15 protein-coding genes and 1 tRNA gene are annotated in these 17374 nt (G+C 68.4%); 8 read left to right on the top strand and 8 right to left on the bottom strand.

Annotated elements, in window-relative coordinates; all coding sequences use genetic code 11:
• Window positions 1–120: 120 nt before the first annotated feature.
• The 3 genes from ACFSXZ_RS22515 to ACFSXZ_RS22505 form a co-directional block, all read right to left on the bottom strand.
• On the bottom strand, window positions 121–333 hold the full coding sequence (locus ACFSXZ_RS22515; RefSeq protein WP_378267124.1) for a hypothetical protein: 213 nt from the start codon (window positions 331–333) through the stop codon (window positions 121–123).
• 179 nt (window positions 334–512) lie between these two features.
• Window positions 513–1106 carry a TetR family transcriptional regulator gene (locus ACFSXZ_RS22510; protein ID WP_378267571.1) on the bottom strand — a complete coding sequence of 198 codons (594 nt, stop codon included), beginning with the start codon at window positions 1104–1106 and terminating at the stop codon, window positions 513–515.
• A gap of 125 nt (window positions 1107–1231) precedes the next feature.
• The gene (locus tag ACFSXZ_RS22505; protein WP_378267123.1) at window positions 1232–2179 is read right to left on the bottom strand and encodes an acyl-CoA desaturase; all 948 of its coding nucleotides are present in this window, start codon (window positions 2177–2179) and stop codon (window positions 1232–1234) included.
• Between the two features lie 158 nt (window positions 2180–2337).
• Here ACFSXZ_RS22505 and ACFSXZ_RS22500 point away from each other — a divergent pair.
• The 4 genes from ACFSXZ_RS22500 to ACFSXZ_RS22485 all read left to right on the top strand — a co-directional run bounded on the left by ACFSXZ_RS22500 (window position 2338) and on the right by ACFSXZ_RS22485 (window position 6874).
• A tRNA-Gln gene (locus ACFSXZ_RS22500) sits at window positions 2338–2409 on the top strand.
• An 84-nt stretch (window positions 2410–2493) separates the two neighbouring features.
• Entirely contained in the window at window positions 2494–4170 is a 1677-nt protein-coding gene (locus ACFSXZ_RS22495) for a GGDEF domain-containing protein (protein WP_378267570.1), read from the top strand.
• 264 nt (window positions 4171–4434) lie between these two features.
• On the top strand, window positions 4435–5904 hold the full coding sequence (glmU, locus tag ACFSXZ_RS22490) for a bifunctional UDP-N-acetylglucosamine diphosphorylase/glucosamine-1-phosphate N-acetyltransferase GlmU (RefSeq protein WP_378267569.1): 1470 nt from the start codon (window positions 4435–4437) through the stop codon (window positions 5902–5904).
• Complete coding sequence (locus ACFSXZ_RS22485) at window positions 5894–6874, top strand: ribose-phosphate diphosphokinase (RefSeq protein ID WP_378267122.1); 981 nt, start codon at window positions 5894–5896, stop codon at window positions 6872–6874. Before glmU ends, ACFSXZ_RS22485 begins: the two co-directional genes overlap by 11 nt.
• 170 nt (window positions 6875–7044) lie before the next feature.
• Here ACFSXZ_RS22485 and ACFSXZ_RS22480 read toward each other — a convergent pair whose 3' ends face one another.
• The gene (locus ACFSXZ_RS22480; RefSeq protein ID WP_378267121.1) at window positions 7045–8904 is read right to left on the bottom strand and encodes an Ig-like domain repeat protein; all 1860 of its coding nucleotides are present in this window, start codon (window positions 8902–8904) and stop codon (window positions 7045–7047) included.
• An 885-nt stretch (window positions 8905–9789) separates the two neighbouring features.
• Here ACFSXZ_RS22480 and ACFSXZ_RS22475 point away from each other — a divergent pair.
• The 3 genes from ACFSXZ_RS22475 to ACFSXZ_RS22465 all read left to right on the top strand — a co-directional run bounded on the left by ACFSXZ_RS22475 (window position 9790) and on the right by ACFSXZ_RS22465 (window position 11457).
• Window positions 9790–10392 (top strand): 50S ribosomal protein L25/general stress protein Ctc, encoded by a 603-nt coding sequence (locus ACFSXZ_RS22475; RefSeq protein ID WP_378267119.1) that lies wholly within the window; start codon window positions 9790–9792, stop codon window positions 10390–10392.
• Window positions 10393–10408: 16 nt separating this feature from the next.
• Entirely contained in the window at window positions 10409–11005 is a 597-nt protein-coding gene (gene pth, locus ACFSXZ_RS22470) for an aminoacyl-tRNA hydrolase (protein WP_378267118.1), read from the top strand.
• A 98-nt stretch (window positions 11006–11103) separates the two neighbouring features.
• Window positions 11104–11457 carry a DivIVA domain-containing protein gene (locus ACFSXZ_RS22465; RefSeq protein WP_378267117.1) on the top strand — a complete coding sequence of 118 codons (354 nt, stop codon included), beginning with the start codon at window positions 11104–11106 and terminating at the stop codon, window positions 11455–11457.
• Window positions 11458–11504: 47 nt separating this feature from the next.
• On the opposite strand, the gene ACFSXZ_RS22460 is transcribed toward ACFSXZ_RS22465, so the two are convergent.
• The gene (locus ACFSXZ_RS22460; RefSeq protein ID WP_378267116.1) at window positions 11505–12050 is read right to left on the bottom strand and encodes a nitroreductase/quinone reductase family protein; all 546 of its coding nucleotides are present in this window, start codon (window positions 12048–12050) and stop codon (window positions 11505–11507) included.
• 88 nt (window positions 12051–12138) lie between these two features.
• Here ACFSXZ_RS22460 and ACFSXZ_RS22455 point away from each other — a divergent pair, with 88 nt between their 5' ends.
• Entirely contained in the window at window positions 12139–12819 is a 681-nt protein-coding gene (locus ACFSXZ_RS22455; protein ID WP_378267115.1) for a TetR/AcrR family transcriptional regulator, read from the top strand.
• Here the strand turns inward: ACFSXZ_RS22455 and ACFSXZ_RS22450 are convergent.
• From ACFSXZ_RS22450 to ACFSXZ_RS22440, 3 genes are all read right to left on the bottom strand, one after another.
• The gene (locus ACFSXZ_RS22450; RefSeq protein WP_378267114.1) at window positions 12794–14485 is read right to left on the bottom strand and encodes a fatty acyl-AMP ligase; all 1692 of its coding nucleotides are present in this window, start codon (window positions 14483–14485) and stop codon (window positions 12794–12796) included. The two genes, ACFSXZ_RS22455 and ACFSXZ_RS22450, sit on opposite strands and share 26 nt — an antisense overlap.
• Window positions 14486–14570: 85 nt before the next feature.
• A complete protein-coding gene (locus ACFSXZ_RS22445; RefSeq protein ID WP_378267113.1) occupies window positions 14571–16346 on the bottom strand; it encodes an ATP-binding cassette domain-containing protein in 1776 nt (591 codons plus the stop codon).
• Window positions 16343–17326, bottom strand: coding sequence for a 4-(cytidine 5'-diphospho)-2-C-methyl-D-erythritol kinase (locus ACFSXZ_RS22440; protein ID WP_378267112.1), 984 nt, complete (start codon window positions 17324–17326; stop codon window positions 16343–16345). The genes ACFSXZ_RS22445 and ACFSXZ_RS22440 overlap by 4 nt, the downstream gene beginning before the upstream one ends.
• Window positions 17327–17374 lie beyond the last annotated feature (48 nt).

Here is a 17374-nt window from a genome sequence, read left to right as displayed (position 1 = left end):
GAAGGAGCAACGAAAATTCCGCGGCTCCCAGAGGCCGCGGTTTATCACCGTCTCGACCGCGGTGTATCGCGGCTCGTTCCGGCAGGCATCCCGGCACCCGCCGGGCAGCGGGAGTTCTCGCTACGCGAGCGGGCTCGTCCCGCCGACCTGGGCCGGCCGTTCCCCGGCGTCGGCGTACTCCTTGAGCAACTCGCCCAAGGCGATCAGCAGGCCACCGAACTCGCGTTGTTTGCGTGCCGGCAAGGTCCCCGCCAGCAGCGTGTCGATGATGCAAGGGACCTGCAGGTTCACCGCCTTGAGAGCGGTGATCAACGCCGAGGTCATCTCGTTCATCGTCGCGCACCCACCTTCCGTATCAAGCACATCACGGAGAGTATGGTCACAATGGCGTTCGAGGACAGTGCACGATTGGTGCACGTTTGTTGCATTACTGCCGTCGGAGAGTCAGCGCCTCACTCGTCCGAGTGCGAACCGGACTCGTCGGCGGTACCGGCACCACCAGGAACGGTCTCTCAGTTGAGTCGCAACCGGGGCCGGTCTTCCAGGTGGGACAGGCCGTTCCAGGCCAGGTTGACCAGATGGGCCGCGACCTCGTCGCGTTTGGGTTTGCGCGCGTCGAGCCACCACTGCCCGGTCAGTGCCACCATGCCGACCAGCGCCTGTGAGTACAACGCGGCGAGCTTCTCGTCATAGCCCCGTTCCGCGAACTGCTGGCCGAGGATGTGCTCGACCTGACCGGCGATGTCGTTGAGCAGCGTGGAAAACGTGCCGGTCGAACTGGCCACCGGCGAGTCCCGGACGAGAATCCGGAAACCCTCGTGCGATTCTTCGACATAGCCCAGCAAAGCGCTCGCCGCCGACTCGAGCATGGCCCGGGGGTGCCCACCGTGCAAAGTGGACACCATACGGTCCAGCAACACCCGCATTTCCCGGTCGACGACGACCGCGTAGATGCCTTCCTTGCCACCGAAATGCTCGTAAACCACGGGTTTGGAGACGCTCGCGCGGTGGGCGATCTCCTCGACCGAGGTGCCGTCGAATCCCTTTTCCGCGAACAGCGCCCGCGCCACGTTCAGCAACTGCTGACGGCGCTCGGCCCCGGTCATCCGTACGCGGCTCACCGGGGCTGTCGCTCCAGCCCCGGTAACCGCTTCATTTTTCGCACGCCTCCTCGCAGCCACTTATGGAGACTACTGTGACGCGACACGAAGGGTGGAAGTTGTGGTGATTCCTACGCGGCTTCCCCGGCCGAAAGGCGTGCCAGCCTGGTCGGCGTGGGCCAGCGCACGTCGTGCACCCAGCCGAGTTTCTCGAACAGCCAGATGACCCGCGCGGAAATGTCGATCTGACCGCGCTTGACTCCGTGCCGGGCCGAGGTCGGGTCCGCGTGGTGCAGGTTGTGCCACGATTCGCCGAAGGACAGGATCGCCAGCGGCCAGAAATTCGCCGAACGGTCCCGCGCGGCGAATGGGCGCTCGCCGATCATGTGGCAGATCGAGTTGACCGACCAGGTCACGTGGTGGAGTACGCACACCCGGACCAGCCCGGCCCAGAAGAAGGCCGTGACCGCGCCCCACAACGACCAGCTGATCAGGCCGCCCAGCAGCGCGGGCAGCGTCAGGGACAGCAGGGTCCACAGCCAGAACAGTTCGTCGACCTTGGTGATCGCCCGCGATTTGAGGAGATCCGGGGCGAACCGCTCGGCGTTGCTGGTGTCACGCTCGAACAGCCAGCCCATGTGCGCGTGCCAGAAACCCTTGGCGATCGCCATCGGGGAGGTGCCGAACGCCCACGGCGAGTGCGGATCTCCGTCACGGTCGGAGAAGGCGTGGTGCCTGCGGTGGTCGGCGACCCAGGTGATCACCGGGCCCTGCACGGCCAGGCTGCCGGCGATCGCGAGCAGAACCCGCAGCCACGGTTTCGCCTTGAACGACCCGTGTGTGAAGTGCCGGTGGTACGCGACCGTGATGCCGAGTCCACTGACACCGTAGAAGGCCACGAACAGCGCGACATCGGTCCAGGTGAGCCCCCAGCCCCAGGCGAACGGCACGGCGGCGACGAGCGCCACGAGCGGCAGCACCACGCCGAGATAGACCGAGATGTGGACCGACATGGACCGCTGCCCGCCGATGACCGGTTTCGGACCTCGTGTGGCGGGTGGTTCAAGGGTAGCCGTCATGCACAACACTTCTTCCTGTGCTCGGGAACCGTAGGCCGGCAAGGGCCGCCTAACCTACGCTTGCGTAAGTTACGGTACAGCAGGTTTGCCACGGTGGGGAGGGTTGAAACCCCAGCCGGAACCCCCGCTCGCGAGATCGGTATCCTGACCAGGCTCGATCCGCCGTAGTGTAATTGGCAGCACTTCAGATTTTGGTTCTGACAGTTCAGGTTCGAATCCTGGCGGCGGAGCTGTTGGGCCTTTCCGACCAGCGAGGGGGTGCGACTCCGCTGCCAGACGAAAGCGAACAGACCAACCATCCCGCGCTGGCGGACATGTCCGACGCCTGGCTCATCGGGCGCGGACGCGAGCTGATCGCGGCCGTCCATCACACGGATCCCACCGAACAGCACAAGATCGTCCTCATCCTGGACGACATCCTCGAAGAGACACAGCGCCGGGGAGAGCCGGTACTGGTCGCGCACCAGCTGCGCGCCGCGGTGGTGGCCAGGCTTGTCGTGAGCACCCTCATCACCGAAGCCGAATCGCTGCTCGACGAGATGCTCGCGCATTCGCGGCGGCACGGCCTGGCGCTGTATCGCGCCGACGCGCACGCACTGCGCGGCCGGCTGCTCGTGCTCACCGCGCAGGAGGACGCGGCGCTCACCGAGATCGCCAGGGCGCTGGCGATCCTGGACGACACCACGGGCCCGGACGTGCAGATGGGCCGCCGGGAGTGGGCCAGGATGCAGTCCAGCGCGTTCATCGACTGCTGGGTCGGGCTCAACCAGCTCGGCGTGTACGAAGCGGCCGAGGAGGTCATCGCCAGGGCGCACCAGGCGAACCGGGAGACCGCGGGCCCGCACGACATCGCGATGCAGCTGATGAACCGGGTCAAGATGCTGCTCGGCTGGGGCCTGCGGCTGGAGCGGGTCGGGCAGCAGGCCGAGGCGGCCGCCAAGTTCCGGACCGCGGCCTCGATGGCGGTCGCCGTGGAGGCGCCGTTCGCCGAGTCGTTGTTCCCGCGCAAGGCGGGCGTACCCGCCGTCGACCAGGTCGGTGTGCTCGCCGCCGCGCTCGCCCTCGCCGCACCCGACGCCTCGCACGTCGACCGGCTCCAGCGGCTGATCCTGGAACCCCGCTTCCCGCACGAGCAGATCACCCTGGCCATCGCGCTGGCCCGCTGCCTCGACCAGGCCGGGCAACGCGAAGACGCGCTCAAGGCCCTCCACGCCACGCGCCTCGACCTCGGTGAAGAGACAGCGGTGCCGACCATGCGGCTCAACCTCGCTCGCGAACTGGCTCGCCTCGATCACGACGTCACGGACGAATCGGTGCGGTCGCTGGTGGAGTACGCGACCTCGCTGGAGACCGAGCTGTGGTCGATGCGGGAGTCACAACTCGCCACGCTCGACACCCGCCGCGAACACGAGCGCCTGTCGGCCCAGCACGGCGCGATCAGCCAGCAGGCGTTGCAGGACCCGCTGACCGGGTTACCCAACCGGCGCGCGCTGGACGAGCATCTGCGCACACTTTCCGCGACGACCACGGCGCACCCGCTGGCCGTGGCCCTGATCGACCTCGACCGTTTCAAGGGCGTCAACGACGAGCATTCGCACGCCGAAGGTGACGACGTGCTGCGCGTGGTCGCCAGCACCCTGCGGGACGCCTTGCGCGGCGACGACATCGTGGCCCGCTACGGCGGTGACGAGTTCGTGGCCCTCCTGCCGGGCGCGCCGGTTTCCGCGGCCAAACAGGCGCTCGGTCGCGCGGTGTCCGCGGTCGGATCGTTGCCGCTGCACCTCTCGCACGGCGTGACCCTGTCGGTCGGTCTTGTCTCGCTGCGTCCCCAGGAGCGTGCCGATCAGGTGCTCTCGCGCGCGGATGCCGCGATGTACCAGGCGAAACGCCGTGGTGGTAACCAGGTGGCCACCGCCAGTTCCACGCCGCCCGAAAACCTCGTCCCGTATCTCGACGACGACCCGGCGCCGGACGTCGAGGCGCACCCGTAGGATCGGGCGCCGTGACAGCCCTAGTGTCAAACCTGCCGCTGTCCAGGCGACCAGAGAGCGCGCCTTTTTTGTCCGCTATCGGGGCGGCAGGGCACCCGATCGCCTCGCGTTACGTGCGTTGGGAAGCAGTGCCCTGTCGACACGATCGCGGGGGCGCGCAAACTCGCGGAGGAAACTAGTGACCGGCTGTTGGCAGAATGAGGGGCGGCACTCATCGTGACGACCGAGCGCGCCGTCGCCGGCGCGCGGATGGCAGGGAACACCGTGACCGGCCTGCTGAGCACAGTGGTTCTCGCCGCGGGCGAGGGCACCAGAATGCGTTCCGCGACACCGAAAGTCCTGCATCCGATCGCCGGCAGACCGCTGGTCGAACACGCGGTGCGGGCGGCCGCCGGGCTCGATCCCGACCACCTCGTGGTGGTCGTCGGGCACGGCCGCGATGCGGTGACGGGCCACTTGGCCCGCCTCTCCGGGGAAATCGGGCGCCCGATCGGCACCGCGGTGCAGGAAACCCAGCAAGGGACCGGACATGCGATGTCCTGCGCACTGGAATCGTTGCCCGGCAACCTGAACGGCACCGTCGTGGTCAGCTACGGCGACGTCCCACTGCTGGACACCGCGACTCTGTCCGCGCTGCTCGCCGAACACCGGGGCGGTGGTCACGCGGTGACCGTGCTGACCGCGGTGCTCGCCGAACCGTCCGGATACGGCCGCATCCTGCGTGACACGGGCGGGGCGGTGACCGGGATCGTCGAGCAGAAGGACGCGACGCCCGAACAACTGGAGATCGCCGAGATCAACTCCGGGGTGTACGCCTTCGACGCCGCGGTTCTGGCCGAGGGCCTGACGAAACTGTCCACCGACAACGCGCAGGGTGAGCTTTACCTGACCGACGTGCTGACCGGCGCTTGTGCCGCGGGTCTCGCGGTGGGTGCGCTGGTGGTCGACGATCCGTGGCTGACCGAGGGAATCAACGACCGCGTCCAGCTTTCCGTGCTGGGCGCCGAACTGAACCGGCGGATCGTGCGCCGGTGGCAGCTCTCCGGCGTCACCGTGACCGATCCGGCGACGACCTGGATCGACGCCGGTGTGACGCTGGCACGGGACGTGGTGCTGGAGCCGGGCGTCCAGCTCAAGGGAACGACCTCGGTCGACGAAGGCGCGGTGGTCGGTCCCGACTGCACGCTGACCGACGTCCAGGTCGGAGCCGGCGCACAGGTGATCCGCACCCACGCGGTCGAGTCGGTGATCGGCGAGGGCGCCACGGTCGGCCCGTTCGCTTATCTGCGACCGAATTCGCGGCTCGGTGAGCGCGGCAAGATCGGCACCTTCGTGGAGACGAAGAACGCCGACATCGGCGCCGGGACCAAGGTCCCGCACCTGACCTACGTCGGCGATGCGACCATAGGGGAGCACAGCAATATCGGCGCGTCGAGCGTCTTCGTGAACTACGACGGGGTCACGAAGCGCCACACCACGATCGGCTCGCACGTCCGGACAGGCGCCGACAACATGTTCGTGGCGCCGGTCTCGGTCGGGGACGGCGCCTACAGCGGCGCGGGTACGGTGGTCCGGCAGGATGTGCCGCCCGGCGCGCTCGCGGTACAGGAAGGGCGCCAGCGCAACCTCGAAGGATGGGTGGCCCGGAAGCGGCCGGGCACGCCAGCGGCGGAGGCAGCGCGCGCCGCACAGGAGAAGTCGAACACCGAGCGGGAGTCGTCAGATGAGTCCTAAGTCCGGCACGCCGAAGAAGAACCTGATGCTCTTCTCCGGGCGCGCATACCCGGAACTGGCCGATGAGGTCGCGCAGCACCTCAACGTGACGATCACCCCCCAGACCGCGCACACCTTCGCCAACGGCGAGCTGTTCGTGCGTTTCGAAGAGTCGGTCCGGGGCACGGACGCGTTCGTGATCCAGAGCCACACCACGCCCATCAACGAGTGGGTGATGGAGCAGTTGATCATGGTGGACGCGCTCAAGCGGGCGAGCGCCAAGCGGATCACCGTGGTGATGCCCTTCTACCCCTACGCGCGCCAGGACAAGAAGCACAAGGGCCGCGAGCCGATCTCCGCCCGGCTCATCGCCGACCTGTTCAAGACCGCCGGCGCGGACCGGATCATGACGGTCGACCTGCACACCGCCCAGATCCAGGGCTTCTTCGACGGCCCGGTGGACCACCTGTTCGCCCAGAGCCTGCTCGCCGACCACATCAGGAAGACCTACGGCGACGCCGACATCGCGGTGGTCTCCCCCGACTCGGGCCGGGTCCGGCTGGCGGAGAAGTGGGCGCAGCAGCTCGGCGACCGGCCGATCGCGTTCATCCACAAGACCCGTGACCCGGACAAGCCCAACCAGGCGGTCGCGAACCGGGTGGTCGGCAACGTGCAGGGCAAGCTCTGCGTGCTGATCGACGACATGATCGACACCGGTGGCACGATCGTCAAGGCCACCGACGCGCTGCTCGAGGAGGGCGCCGCGGACGTGGTCATCGCCACCACCCACGGCATCCTGTCCGATCCGGCGACCGAGCGGCTTTCCGGCTGCAAGGCCCGCGAGGTGATCGTGACCAACTCCCTGCCCATCCCGGCGGAGAAACGGTTCGCGCGGCTGACCGTGCTGTCGATCGCGCCCCTGCTCGCCGAGGCCATCCAGCAGGTCTTCGAGGACGGCTCCGTCACCAGCCTCTTCGACGGCCACGCCTGATCCCTGCGCCTCTTCAGCGCCGAACCGGCGCTTGCTTCGCCCTTTTTGTGGAGGAAGGTGGCTTTACTACGGATCATCCGTAGTAAAGCCACCTTCCTTCGTTTCAAGCGGGGAGTCGGGGTGGGAGGCGTGGGGGCATGCTCCCACCCCGGCTCTGCGCTATCCGCTGATCACAGCGTGGCGCACTGACCGCTCTTGCCACCGAAGACCGAGTTCAGCATGCCGTCGTTGGTCGGCGGCAGCGGGCCGTTCCCGAGGCAGGAGAGGCTTCCACCGATGTGGTTGGTCTCCAGTTCCGTGGCGGTGGCGTTCTCCGGCGGAACGAGGATCGTCGTGGTGTTGTTGTTCACCGTGGCCGAGCCACCCACGTTGTTGGCGGAGAACTCCAGGAAACCGGTGTTGTTGGAGATGTTCACCGAACCGACCAGGTTGTTGCCGGCACAGGCGGGCAGCCCGTCGTCACCGGCGTCACCGATCACGATCACGCCGTTCATGCCCGAGATGGCGGTGCTACCGCCAATCGCGCTGCCGCACAGCCGCAGTCCGGTGCCACCGGTGGCGGTGAGCTTGCCCGTGATGGCCACACCCTCCGCGACGAGCGAGCCCGATCCGCTGATGAACACATTGCCGAAGACGTGTGTTCCCGGCGCGATCGTGGTCGGCGTCGTGATGACGACATCATGGAACACGTTGCCGCTGATCGTCTGCGAGGTCGACACCGTCACCGGCACCGTGCCCATGGACGCTCCACAGGTCAGGGTGCCGCCGAACGACGCCCGGATGTTGTGCGGTCCCGGCAGCAGACCGTTCGTGGTGATCGCGGCGGTGCCACCACCGTTGACGGTCTGCGACCCCAGCACATTGCCGGTGGAGAGGTCGGTGAAGGTCACCGTTCCCCCGGTCGGGCTGCCCGCGGTGCAGGTCACCGTCGCGGTGAGCGTCACCGGCTGACCGAACAACGGGTTCGCCGGGGTGGCGGTGACCGTCGTGGTCGAGGTGCCGGTGCTGACGGACGGGTTGACCAGCACGGTGGTGGTGCCCGACGACGGCGAGCAGGTCGCCGTGCCGGTGAACACGGCGGTGATGGTGTGCGATCCCGTCGTCGCGAAGCCCGCCGGGATCGGGAGCGTCACCGTCGCCGGCGAGGCCGTGGTGACCGGCACTGTTCCCAGCACCGTCACGCCGTCGAAGAACACCACCGAGCCGCCGACGGGACTGCCTCCGACCGCGGTGCAGGTCACCGTCGCGGTCACACTGGTCGCGACGCCCTGGGTCACCGGACTCGGCGAGGTCACCGTGGTGGTGCTCGTGGTCACGGTCACCGTCGTCTCGCCCGAGGCGTTGGAACAACCCGGGTTCGTGCTGCTGTAGGTCGCCTGGATGACGTGCGGCCCCGCCGGCGGCGCGGTCAGCGTCACCGAAGGCGTGGTGAAGGTGCGGGTGGGAGCGCCGGGAGAGGTTCCGGGCGTGACCGTGGCCAGCACTGTGGAGGTGGTGAGGTCGGTGAAGATGACCGTACCGGTCGGGTCGCCGTCACCGGTGCAGGTCACCACGGCCGTGAAGGTGATCGGCGCGCCCGGCTGCACGGTCGTCGCGGAGGGTGTGACCGCCACCGTGGTGCTGGTGGTGGTGACGGTCGCCGCCCCCTGGGAAGCAAGGCATACCCCGTTGCCGGAGTACACCGCGGTGATCGTGTGCGTGGTCGGCGGCGCGGTGAAGGTCGCCACGACCGGTGTCGCGGTGGTGTCGGCGTTTCCTGGGGTAGTGGGCGTCAGCGTGCCGACTCCGAGGAAGACGGGACTGCCGCTGGTGGTGTCGAAGAAGTTCACGGTCCCCGTCGGCTCGCCGGCCCCGCCGAGAGGGCAGGAAACGGCTGCGGTCAGGGTCGCCGGGTTACCCGACGGCAACGTGTTCGCGGGCGTGACCGTGATGGTCGTCGTCGTGGGAAAAGTCGGCTGCGCGTGAGCGGGGTTCATGGCGGGCGCTACCAGGGCAACCATCCCGGTGAGCGCGACCGCCACGATTCCCACGCGGCGAGCCAACAATTGATAGGACGTTCTCAACTGCCCTCCCTGGGCCAATGACGAATATCGAAGGCCCGTCGATTCGGGGTGACGGGCCGTTCACGTTCTTACGGCGTCCGCGCCCGGGCCGACAACCGTCACCAGCCAAAACGACCCTATGGAGCCACGATTCACCCTCGCGACGCCCGAATGCCGAAATGGCAAGAGCCGTCATTCGGCCAGCTGAGGAAAATACGGCCGTCGAGGTAACCGGGCCGAGCCCAGACATGGCGTCCGCACCCCCGGAAACCCCGCCTTATCCTCGAACGGGTTATTCGGCCCGCTCGATCCGAGCGAGAAGGCAACGGTAAGTAGCCATCACGGTCCCGATACGCGACACCGCACCGTCACCCGATCGCCTCACCAACGATCAGGTTTCCCCAGCCGCCCGGAGAAACCGATCCGGAAACAACTCATGCGCCGAAAACCAGCACCCGGAAAATTCGATTAATCATCGAGGAAAAATAAGCCGTTCGTCAGCCGGGAAATCCGGAAATCAATTGTTTACGCCGACCGGAATGAGTCATGGGAATCACGGCGGCCGCGAGAGGCGGTCCGGCCGGATCACCTGCCACGGCACGACGCCGGGCGGCGCGCCGGGAAGAGCCGCCGCTCCACGCACCCCGTCCGCCCGGCGCCGGCGCGACGGAGGCCAACCCCGGGCCGAAGGGCTGCTCACGGCCGCCTACACTGAACAGGTTGTCTCGGCGAGGCGGGCTCCACGCACCACGGTGCCCGACGTGATCGACGCGGCGGCTCGAGTGGCCTCGCGCTGTGCACGTACGGAACTCGCCGCCGCCGAACACCGCCCGCCTGATTCGCCAGCCGTCAGCTTTGAAGGAGTGCAACACCGTGTCCGAGGTACGTTTGTCCGTCGAGCCGCGCACCGAGTTCGGGAAGGGCGCCGCGCGCCGCACCCGTCGCGCCGGCAAGATCCCCGCGGTGCTCTACGGCCACGGCACCGACCCCCGCCACCTGGCCCTGCCCGCGATCGAGTTCGCCCGCGTCATCCGGGAGAACGGCAGCAACGCCGTCCTCACTCTGGACGTGGAGAGCAGCACCGAGCTCGCCCTGACCAAGACCATCACGGTGCACCCGCTCAAGAACTACATCGAGCACGTGGACCTGCTCGTGGTGAAGCGTGGCGAGAAGATCACCGTGGACGTGCCCGTGGTGATCACCGGTGAGGCGGGCCCCGGCACCCTGGTGCACCAGGACCTGGACACCCTCTCCGTCGAGGTCGAGGCACTGCACATCCCCGAGCAGTTCGAGGTTTCGGTCGAGGGCGTCGAGGCGGGCACCCAGATCCTCGCCTCGCAGGTGACGCTGCCCCGCGGCGCGACCCTGGTGACCGACCCCGAGGCGATGGTCGCCGCCGTGAACGAGGCGCCGAGCGGCGCCGAGGTCGAGGAGGAGACCGCCGAGGCGGCCGCCGAGTCCGAAGAGGCCGAGTAGGCCACCCGGCCGGCGCATGACGGCAGATCTTCCCGGTGAGGCCGGCGAGCTGGTGCTGCTCGTCGGCCTCGGCAATCCCGGGCCACGCTACGCCGGCAACCGGCACAACGTGGGATTCATGGTCGCCGACGAACTGGCCGCCCGGATGGGCGGGAAGTTCAAGGTGCACAAGGGCGGCGCCGAGGTGGTCGAGGGGCGCCTCGCCGGCCGGCGCGTGGTGCTGGCCAAGCCGCGGTCCTTCATGAATCTCTCGGGCGGGCCGGTGGCGGGTACCGCCAAGTTCTTCAAGCTCGACCCCGGTGCCGTCGTGGTCGTGCACGACGAACTGGACCTGCCCTTCGGCACGGTCAAACTGAAGCTCGGCGGTGGCGACAACGGCCACAACGGGCTCCGTTCGATCACGAAATCCTTGGGAACCAAGGATTACTACCGCGTGCGGTTCGGCATCGGCCGCCCGCCGGGACGGGCCGACCCGGCCGATTTCGTGCTCAAGGACTTCTCCACCGTGGAGCGTAAGGAGCTCGCGTTCGAGCTCGACCGGTGCGCCGACGCCGTGGAGGCCCTCATCGGCCAGGGACTCCTCGCGGCCCAGAACGCCTTCCACACTCCGTGACAGCCGCTGTCACTCACAGGTGCAACAACGTTCCCCTGTTCGAGTCGATCGGCTGCGATGAGCTTTTCCCCGCTTTCTGCCCCGGCTAGGACGGGGGCATGTCCTTTACCGCCGAAGAAGTCAACCGCCTCGAGTTCGCCAACGCCCCGATCGGCCGCCGCGGCTATGCCAAGCACGAGGTCGACCAGTTCGTCCAGCGCATCGCCAGGACCCTCGAAGGCAACGACGACCTCACCCCGGCCGAGGTCCACCACGTGATGTTCGGCAAGCCCTTGCTGGGGAGACGCGGCTACGACGAGCGCGAAGTGGACGAGTTCCTGGACGCCGTCGAGGATCACCTCTCCGAGCGGTTCGGCCACGCGCCGCCGCTGCCCGCGGCCAGGGAAGAGTCGCAGGCCATCGAGGCGCGGGACGCCGACCGCGACGCCCTGGACCGGGGCCGAGGGGCCTGAGAGTCTGCCGCTCGAACTGCGCTCATTGGTTCATCAGGGCCTGGGGGTCATTCCTTCGAGGAAGGCGGAATGGAAGCCGGCGTATCGACGCGCTCCAGCACGACGACGGGGATCTGCCTGCCGGCGGCTGCCTCGAAATCGGCGAACCCCGGAACGAGTGCTATCTCTTTCGCCCAGATCCGCTGACGTTCCGCGCCCTGCGCGAGCCGCGCTACGACCTGCACTCGCTCAGCGCCCACCTCGACTGTGGCCTGCGGGTTCGCCATGAGATTGGCGTACCAGACAGGATGACGTGGACTGCCACCGTGGGTTCCGAAGACGGCCCAGCCGTCGCCGACCGGCTGGTAGAACAATGGGCTGACCCGCTCGCGTCCGGTCTTGGCCCCGGTGTGGTGCACCAAGATCAGCGGCATGCCTCGCTCGTCAAACCCGGGGATCCGGGGCGGGACGGGGCGTCCCGCGGCGAAATCCTCTTCGCTGCTCCATGCCGCGTATCCGCCGTTCGCTCGGACCTCAGCGATGATCCGTTCGTTCCAGCGGGTGAGGCCCGGGGCCTTGGCCTCGTTCGTGGTGGTCGTGGGCAGGTCGGACATGATGTTCCCTTCACTATCCGGAGCACTTGCTCCTCAAGGTAGCATGAATCGGAGCAAGTGCTCCGGATAAGGAGGTATGCTCGGACGCATGGCAGTGGTTGAACCGGAACGCACGACCGCGCGCCGCGCGCCGCGCGCGGACTCGATCCGCAACCGGGAAGCGATCATCGAGGCCGCCGCCCAAGTGCTGGCCGAGCAGGGCAGCACAGTGGACGTGCGGGAAATCGCCCGCCGGAGCGGAGTCGGTATGGGGACCCTCTACCGGCACTTCCCGAAAAAGGAAGATCTCGTCCAGACGGTCCTGCGCGATGACTTCACGAAGTGGGCGGCATCCGCGCGTCAGGCGGCGATCGACGCCGAGGACCCCTGGGCCGCGCTGACCGAGTTCTACCAGCAGGCCCTGACCGGCTACGGACGTCACCGCGCGATCATGGAAAACTTCGCGCTGACCTGGGCGGTCCCCGACATCGAGGGCCTCGGTCAGCTCCGCCTCGTCATCGACGAACTGTGCGCCCGCGCCGGTGCCGCGGGCCTGCTGCGCCCCGGCGTGACCACCGACGACCTACTGCTCCTGCTCGTCTCACTCGGCCACGCCGTCCAGGTCACCGACGAGTGCCGCCCGCAGATGTGGAACAGGCTGCTGCGAATCTCTTTGGATGGCCTGCGCGCCGGCCGCCACCGCGAACCACTTCCCGCCGACGCCGCGCCGGACACCGGCCGCGGAGTCCACCACGCCGATCCGGTCAGGACTTCGACGCGGCGGCGTTGATCCGGTCGGCGAACCGTGTCGCCGTCGCGGCACGCTTGACCTTGCCGGACGGGGTCTTCGGCAGGCTCCCGGCGGGCAGCACCACGACCGAGAACGGCCTCAGGTCCACCGCGTCCCGCACTTGGGCGACGACCTCCTTGGCCAGGACCCGCTCGGCCTCGGGGTCGCCGGCCAGCTTGGACTCCAGCACCACCGCGAACCGCTCCCGCCGGGTTCCCGCGTCGATCCGCACCGCGACCGCGTTGCCCGCCCGCACGCCCTCGACCGAGGTGGCGGCACGCTCGATGTCGGTCGGGTAGATGTTCCGGCCGCCCATGATGATGACGTCCTTGCGGCGCCCGCAGATCACGAGCTGCCCGCTGACCAGGTAGCCCAGATCTCCGGTGGCCAGCCAGCCCTCGGCGTCCCGTGTGTCGACCGGTCCGTCGACGGTCAGGTAACCCGGCGTCACGGCCTCCCCCCGCAGGCGGATCTCCCCGACCTCCCGGTCACCGAGCCGGGCACCGTGCTCGTCCACGATCTCTGCTTCCAGCCCGTCGAGCGGGTAGCCGAGGACCGCGAACGAGCGGACCGCGTCCGTCTCGCGGCGCGGATCGCCTTCGGGCACCGGGACGGCGCGGTTCTCCGCCTCCAACGAGTGGGCTTCGACATAGTCCAGGGTCAGCCCGGTGAACAGAGGCGCGAAGGACACCGCCAGCGTCGCCTCGGCCATGCCGTAGGCGGGGAAAACGCATTCGCGCGCCATCTTGAACCGGGCGCCGGCCTCGGTGAACGCGGCGACCGCGGATTCGTCGATGGGCTCCGCGCCGTTCAACGCGATCCTCAGGGACGAAAGGTCGTAGGCGTCGTCGTCCTCCACGCGGGCCATCCTGCGGCCGACGATGGCATAGGCGAAGTTGGGCGCCGCGGTGGCCGTCCCGTGGTACTTGCTGATCAGTTCCGGCCAGATCAACGGGCCGGACAGGAACTCGACCGGAGTGACCTTGATCAGCTCGACGCCGAAGGTCATCGGCACGGTGAGGAAGCCGACCATGCCCATGTCGTGGAAGGTGGGCAGCCAGGACACCATGACGTCGCGGTCGAATGCGAACTCGGCCCGATCGACCATCGCCTTGATGTTGCAGTAGAGATTGCCGTGCGTGATGCGCACCGCCTTGGGCTCGGCGGTCGACCCACTGGTGAGCTGCAGCAGTGCGAGGTCGTCCTCGCCGACCGGCACGGGCGCCTCGATCGGCTCCGCGTCGAGCAGTTCGCTGATCATCCGGAATTCGATGCCGTGCTCGGTGAGCACCGGCGCGAGCGCGTCGAACGGTTCACCGAGCAGGACCAGACCGGAGCCGATCATGCGCAGCACCTTGACCGTGTCCTCGGCCCAGACCGCCAGATCGGTGCGCGGAGTCGGCTGGTGAAGCATCGTGACACTGCCTCCGGCAAGCCAGACCGCCTGCACGGTCGGCGCGATGAGCGCCGGGGCGGCAGCGAGTACCGCGACCGCGCTGCCCGCTTCGAGGCCGCCCGAGACCAGGCCCCCGGCCATGTTTCTGGCCTGTTCGTGCACCTCGGCCCAGGTCCGGCGAACCGGCTCCTTCGGCTCACCGGTGACCATGCCGCGATGCTGACCGCCCTCCGCCGCCGTTGCGACGAGCGTGTCCACGAACCGACTCATGGGCATACCTTAGCCGGGCGTCCCGTCGGCACCGTGACAAGCGGACCCCAGCCGTCTCACTCGTCGCCCGGCGTTCGTCCTGCCGTCATTCGACGAGTTCGGACGTTTCCAGCCAGCGGGCCTCGACGTCGTCCTTCTCCGCGAGCACGGCCTTCAACTCGGTGTTCAGCTCGACCAGTTTCCCGGGATCGGTCGCGTGGGCGGCCAGTAGCCCGTGCAACTCGTTTTCCCGCTTGTGCAGCGCATCCAGCCTGCGCTCCAGCCTGCCGAGCTCCTTCATCGCGGCGCGGTGATCCGCGGCGCTCACGCTGGAGCTTTCGGCCGGTGCCGGTTTTGCGGGAAGGGCTGTTCGCTTCGATTCGTTGTCACCGGCGTCGCGGCGCCGCGCGAGATACTCGTCGATGCCGCCGGGCAGGTGAGTGACCCGGCCGTCGCCGAGCAGCCCGTAGACCGCGTCGCACACCCGCTCCACCAGATAGCGGTCGTGCGAAACCACCACCATGGTGCCCGGCCAGGAATCGAGCAGGTCCTCCAGTTGCTGCAGGGTGTCGATGTCGAGATCGTTGGTGGGCTCGTCGAGCAGAAGGACGTTGGGCTCGGCCATCAGCAACCTCGTGAGCTGCAGCCGCCGTCGTTCCCCGCCGGAGAGGTCGTCGACCGGCGTCCATTGCCGTGCCGCGGGAAACCCGAGCTTTTCGGCGAGCTGGGATGCGGACAGTTCCTGCTTGCCCAGCACGACCCGCCTGGCGACCTCCTCGACCGCCTCCAGCACCCGCATCTGGCCGGGAAGTTCGTCCAGCTCCTGCGAAAGGTAGCCCAGGCTCACGGTCTTGCCCTGGATTCGCTTGCCCGACAACGGTTCCGACTCACCGGCGAGCAGACGCAGCAGCGTCGTCTTGCCCGAGCCGTTGACGCCGACGAGACCGATCCGGTCGCCGGGGCCGATGCGCCAGGTGGCCTTGTCCAGAACGGTCCGGTCACCGGCGCACAGCGTCGCGTCTTCCAGTTCCAGCACGGTTTTTCCGAGCCTGCGCCGCGCGAACGCGGTCAGCTCCACGGAATCGCGAGGCTCGGGAACGTCCGCGATGAGCGCTTCGGCGGCTTCGATCCGGTAGCGCGGTTTGGAAGTCCTCGCCTTGGCACCGCGTTGCAGCCACGCGAGTTCCTTGCGGGCCAGGTTGCGCCGCTTGTCTTCCGCGGTCGCCGCGAGCCGGGCCCGCTCGGCACGAGCGAAAACCCAGTCGGCGTAACCGCCCTCGTACTGCTCGACCCGGCCGCCCGCGACCTCCCATGTCCGTTCGCAGACGGTGTCCAGGAACCACCGGTCGTGGGTGACCACCACGACCGCGGTCCGCCGGGCCAGCAGGTGGTCGGCGAGCCAGCGCACGCCTTCGACGTCGAGGTGGTTGGTGGGCTCGTCGAGCACGATCAGGTCGACATCGCCGACCAGCGCCGCGGCCAGCGCGACCCGGCGCCGTTCGCCACCGGACAGCGTGGCCGTCGGGGAATCCAGACCCAGCGCGGTGATGCCGAGTCCATCCACAATGGACCTGATCCGGGCGTCCGCCGCCCACTCGTGCTCGGCCGTGTAGTGCGAGAGCACCGCGTCGCGCACCGTGCCGGCGGGCAACTCGGTCCGCTGGGTCACCACCGCCAACCGCAGGTCCCGCGTGCGGCTGACCCGGCCCGAATCGGGCTCGCTGACGCCGGCCAGGATTTCCAGCAGCGTCGTCTTCCCGCCGCCGTTGAGACCGACCACGCCGATCCGCTCGCCCGCCGCGACACCGAGTGAAACGCCGTCGAGCAACGGACGTACGCCATAGGACTTGCCGACCGCTTCCAGGTTGATCAGATTGCTCACGCGTGCACCTGCGGTGGAGTCGGACGGTGGACATCGTCGCCGCTGACGAACCGGGCACCCGGTGCCGGGCCGTGCGCGACCCGGACCGTCCGGCACACGCCGGCACCGGCGAGTTCGGCCGCGACCTCAAGCGCGGACTGGGCGTCGGTGCAGAGGAACGCGCAGGTCGGACCGGATCCGGACACCGTGCCCGCGAGCGCGCCCGCGTTCACCCCGGCGCGCAGGGTACGCCGCAGACCGGGACGCAGCGACACGGCCGCGGCCTGCAAGTCGTTGCCCAGCAACAAAGCGAGCTGGCGCGGATCGCCGGACGCCAGTGCTTCGACGACCGGCGCGTGCGAGCCGACCCGCGGAGGTTTCCCGGCCTCCCGCAAACGGTCCAGCTCGCGATAGACGCGAGGTGTGGACAAACCGCCCTCGTCGAGCGCGAGCACCCAGTGGAAGGTGTGCCGGGACAGCACCGGCACGAGCTGCTCGCCGCGCCCGGTACCCAGGGCCGTGCCTCCGTAGAGCGCGAACGGGACATCGCTGCCCAGTTTCGCGGCCACCTCGGCCAGTTCGTCCCGGCCGATCTCCAGCTTCCACAACGCGGTCAGCGCGACCAGCGTGCCCGCCGCGTCCGCGCTGCCACCCGCCATGCCACCGGCGACCGGAATCCCCTTGCGCAGCACCACCCGGACCTTCGGATCGGACTTGCCGACATGCGCGGCCAGTGCTTCCACCGCGCGCCAGGCGAGGTTGGTTCCGTCGGTCGGTACCGAACGCTCACCCTCGCCGTAGACCTCCACACCGGGCTCTTCGGCGACCGCCACGGTGACCTCGTCGGTCAGCGACAGGGCCTGGAAGACCGTCGTCAGCTCGTGGAAGCCGTCGTCGCGAAGATCACCGACCGAGAGATGCACATTGATCTTCGACGGCACCCGGACCGTGACGGGCGGCGGTACGACGGCTAACACGGCCCCCAGCCTACGTTGCCCCATCAACCTTTGACCGACGAGGAGAAGAAGCTTGCCCCTCGGCGCGGTGCG

The sequence above is a fragment of the Amycolatopsis pigmentata genome (genome assembly GCF_042684065.1).
Taxonomy (GTDB): Bacteria; Actinomycetota; Actinomycetes; order Mycobacteriales; family Pseudonocardiaceae; genus Amycolatopsis_E; species Amycolatopsis_E pigmentata.
The sequence above is the reverse complement of the archived record's forward strand: the minus strand, read 5'-3'. Positions and strand labels throughout refer to the sequence as shown.

Bases quoted from the DNA above. Each gene is read 5' to 3' on its own strand.
- ACFSXZ_RS22465 (WP_378267117.1), top strand. From the start codon at position 11,104: ATGTCCTTTACCGCCGAAGAAGTCAACCGCCTCGAGTTCGCCAACGCC.
- ACFSXZ_RS22510 (WP_378267571.1), bottom strand. From the start codon at position 1,106: ATGACCGGGGCCGAGCGCCGTCAGCAGTTGCTGAACGTGGCGCGGGCG.
- ACFSXZ_RS22450 (WP_378267114.1), bottom strand. From the start codon at position 14,485: ATGAGTCGGTTCGTGGACACGCTCGTCGCAACGGCGGCGGAGGGCGGT.
- ACFSXZ_RS22460 (WP_378267116.1), bottom strand. From the start codon at position 12,050: ATGTCCGACCTGCCCACGACCACCACGAACGAGGCCAAGGCCCCGGGC.
- ACFSXZ_RS22440 (WP_378267112.1), bottom strand. From the start codon at position 17,326: ATGGGGCAACGTAGGCTGGGGGCCGTGTTAGCCGTCGTACCGCCGCCC.
- ACFSXZ_RS22505 (WP_378267123.1), bottom strand. From the start codon at position 2,179: ATGACGGCTACCCTTGAACCACCCGCCACACGAGGTCCGAAACCGGTC.
- ACFSXZ_RS22455 (WP_378267115.1), top strand. From the start codon at position 12,139: ATGGCAGTGGTTGAACCGGAACGCACGACCGCGCGCCGCGCGCCGCGC.
- ACFSXZ_RS22515 (WP_378267124.1), bottom strand. From the start codon at position 333: ATGAACGAGATGACCTCGGCGTTGATCACCGCTCTCAAGGCGGTGAAC.
- pth (WP_378267118.1), top strand. From the start codon at position 10,409: ATGACGGCAGATCTTCCCGGTGAGGCCGGCGAGCTGGTGCTGCTCGTC.
- ACFSXZ_RS22495 (WP_378267570.1), top strand. From the start codon at position 2,494: ATGTCCGACGCCTGGCTCATCGGGCGCGGACGCGAGCTGATCGCGGCC.
- ACFSXZ_RS22485 (WP_378267122.1), top strand. From the start codon at position 5,894: ATGAGTCCTAAGTCCGGCACGCCGAAGAAGAACCTGATGCTCTTCTCC.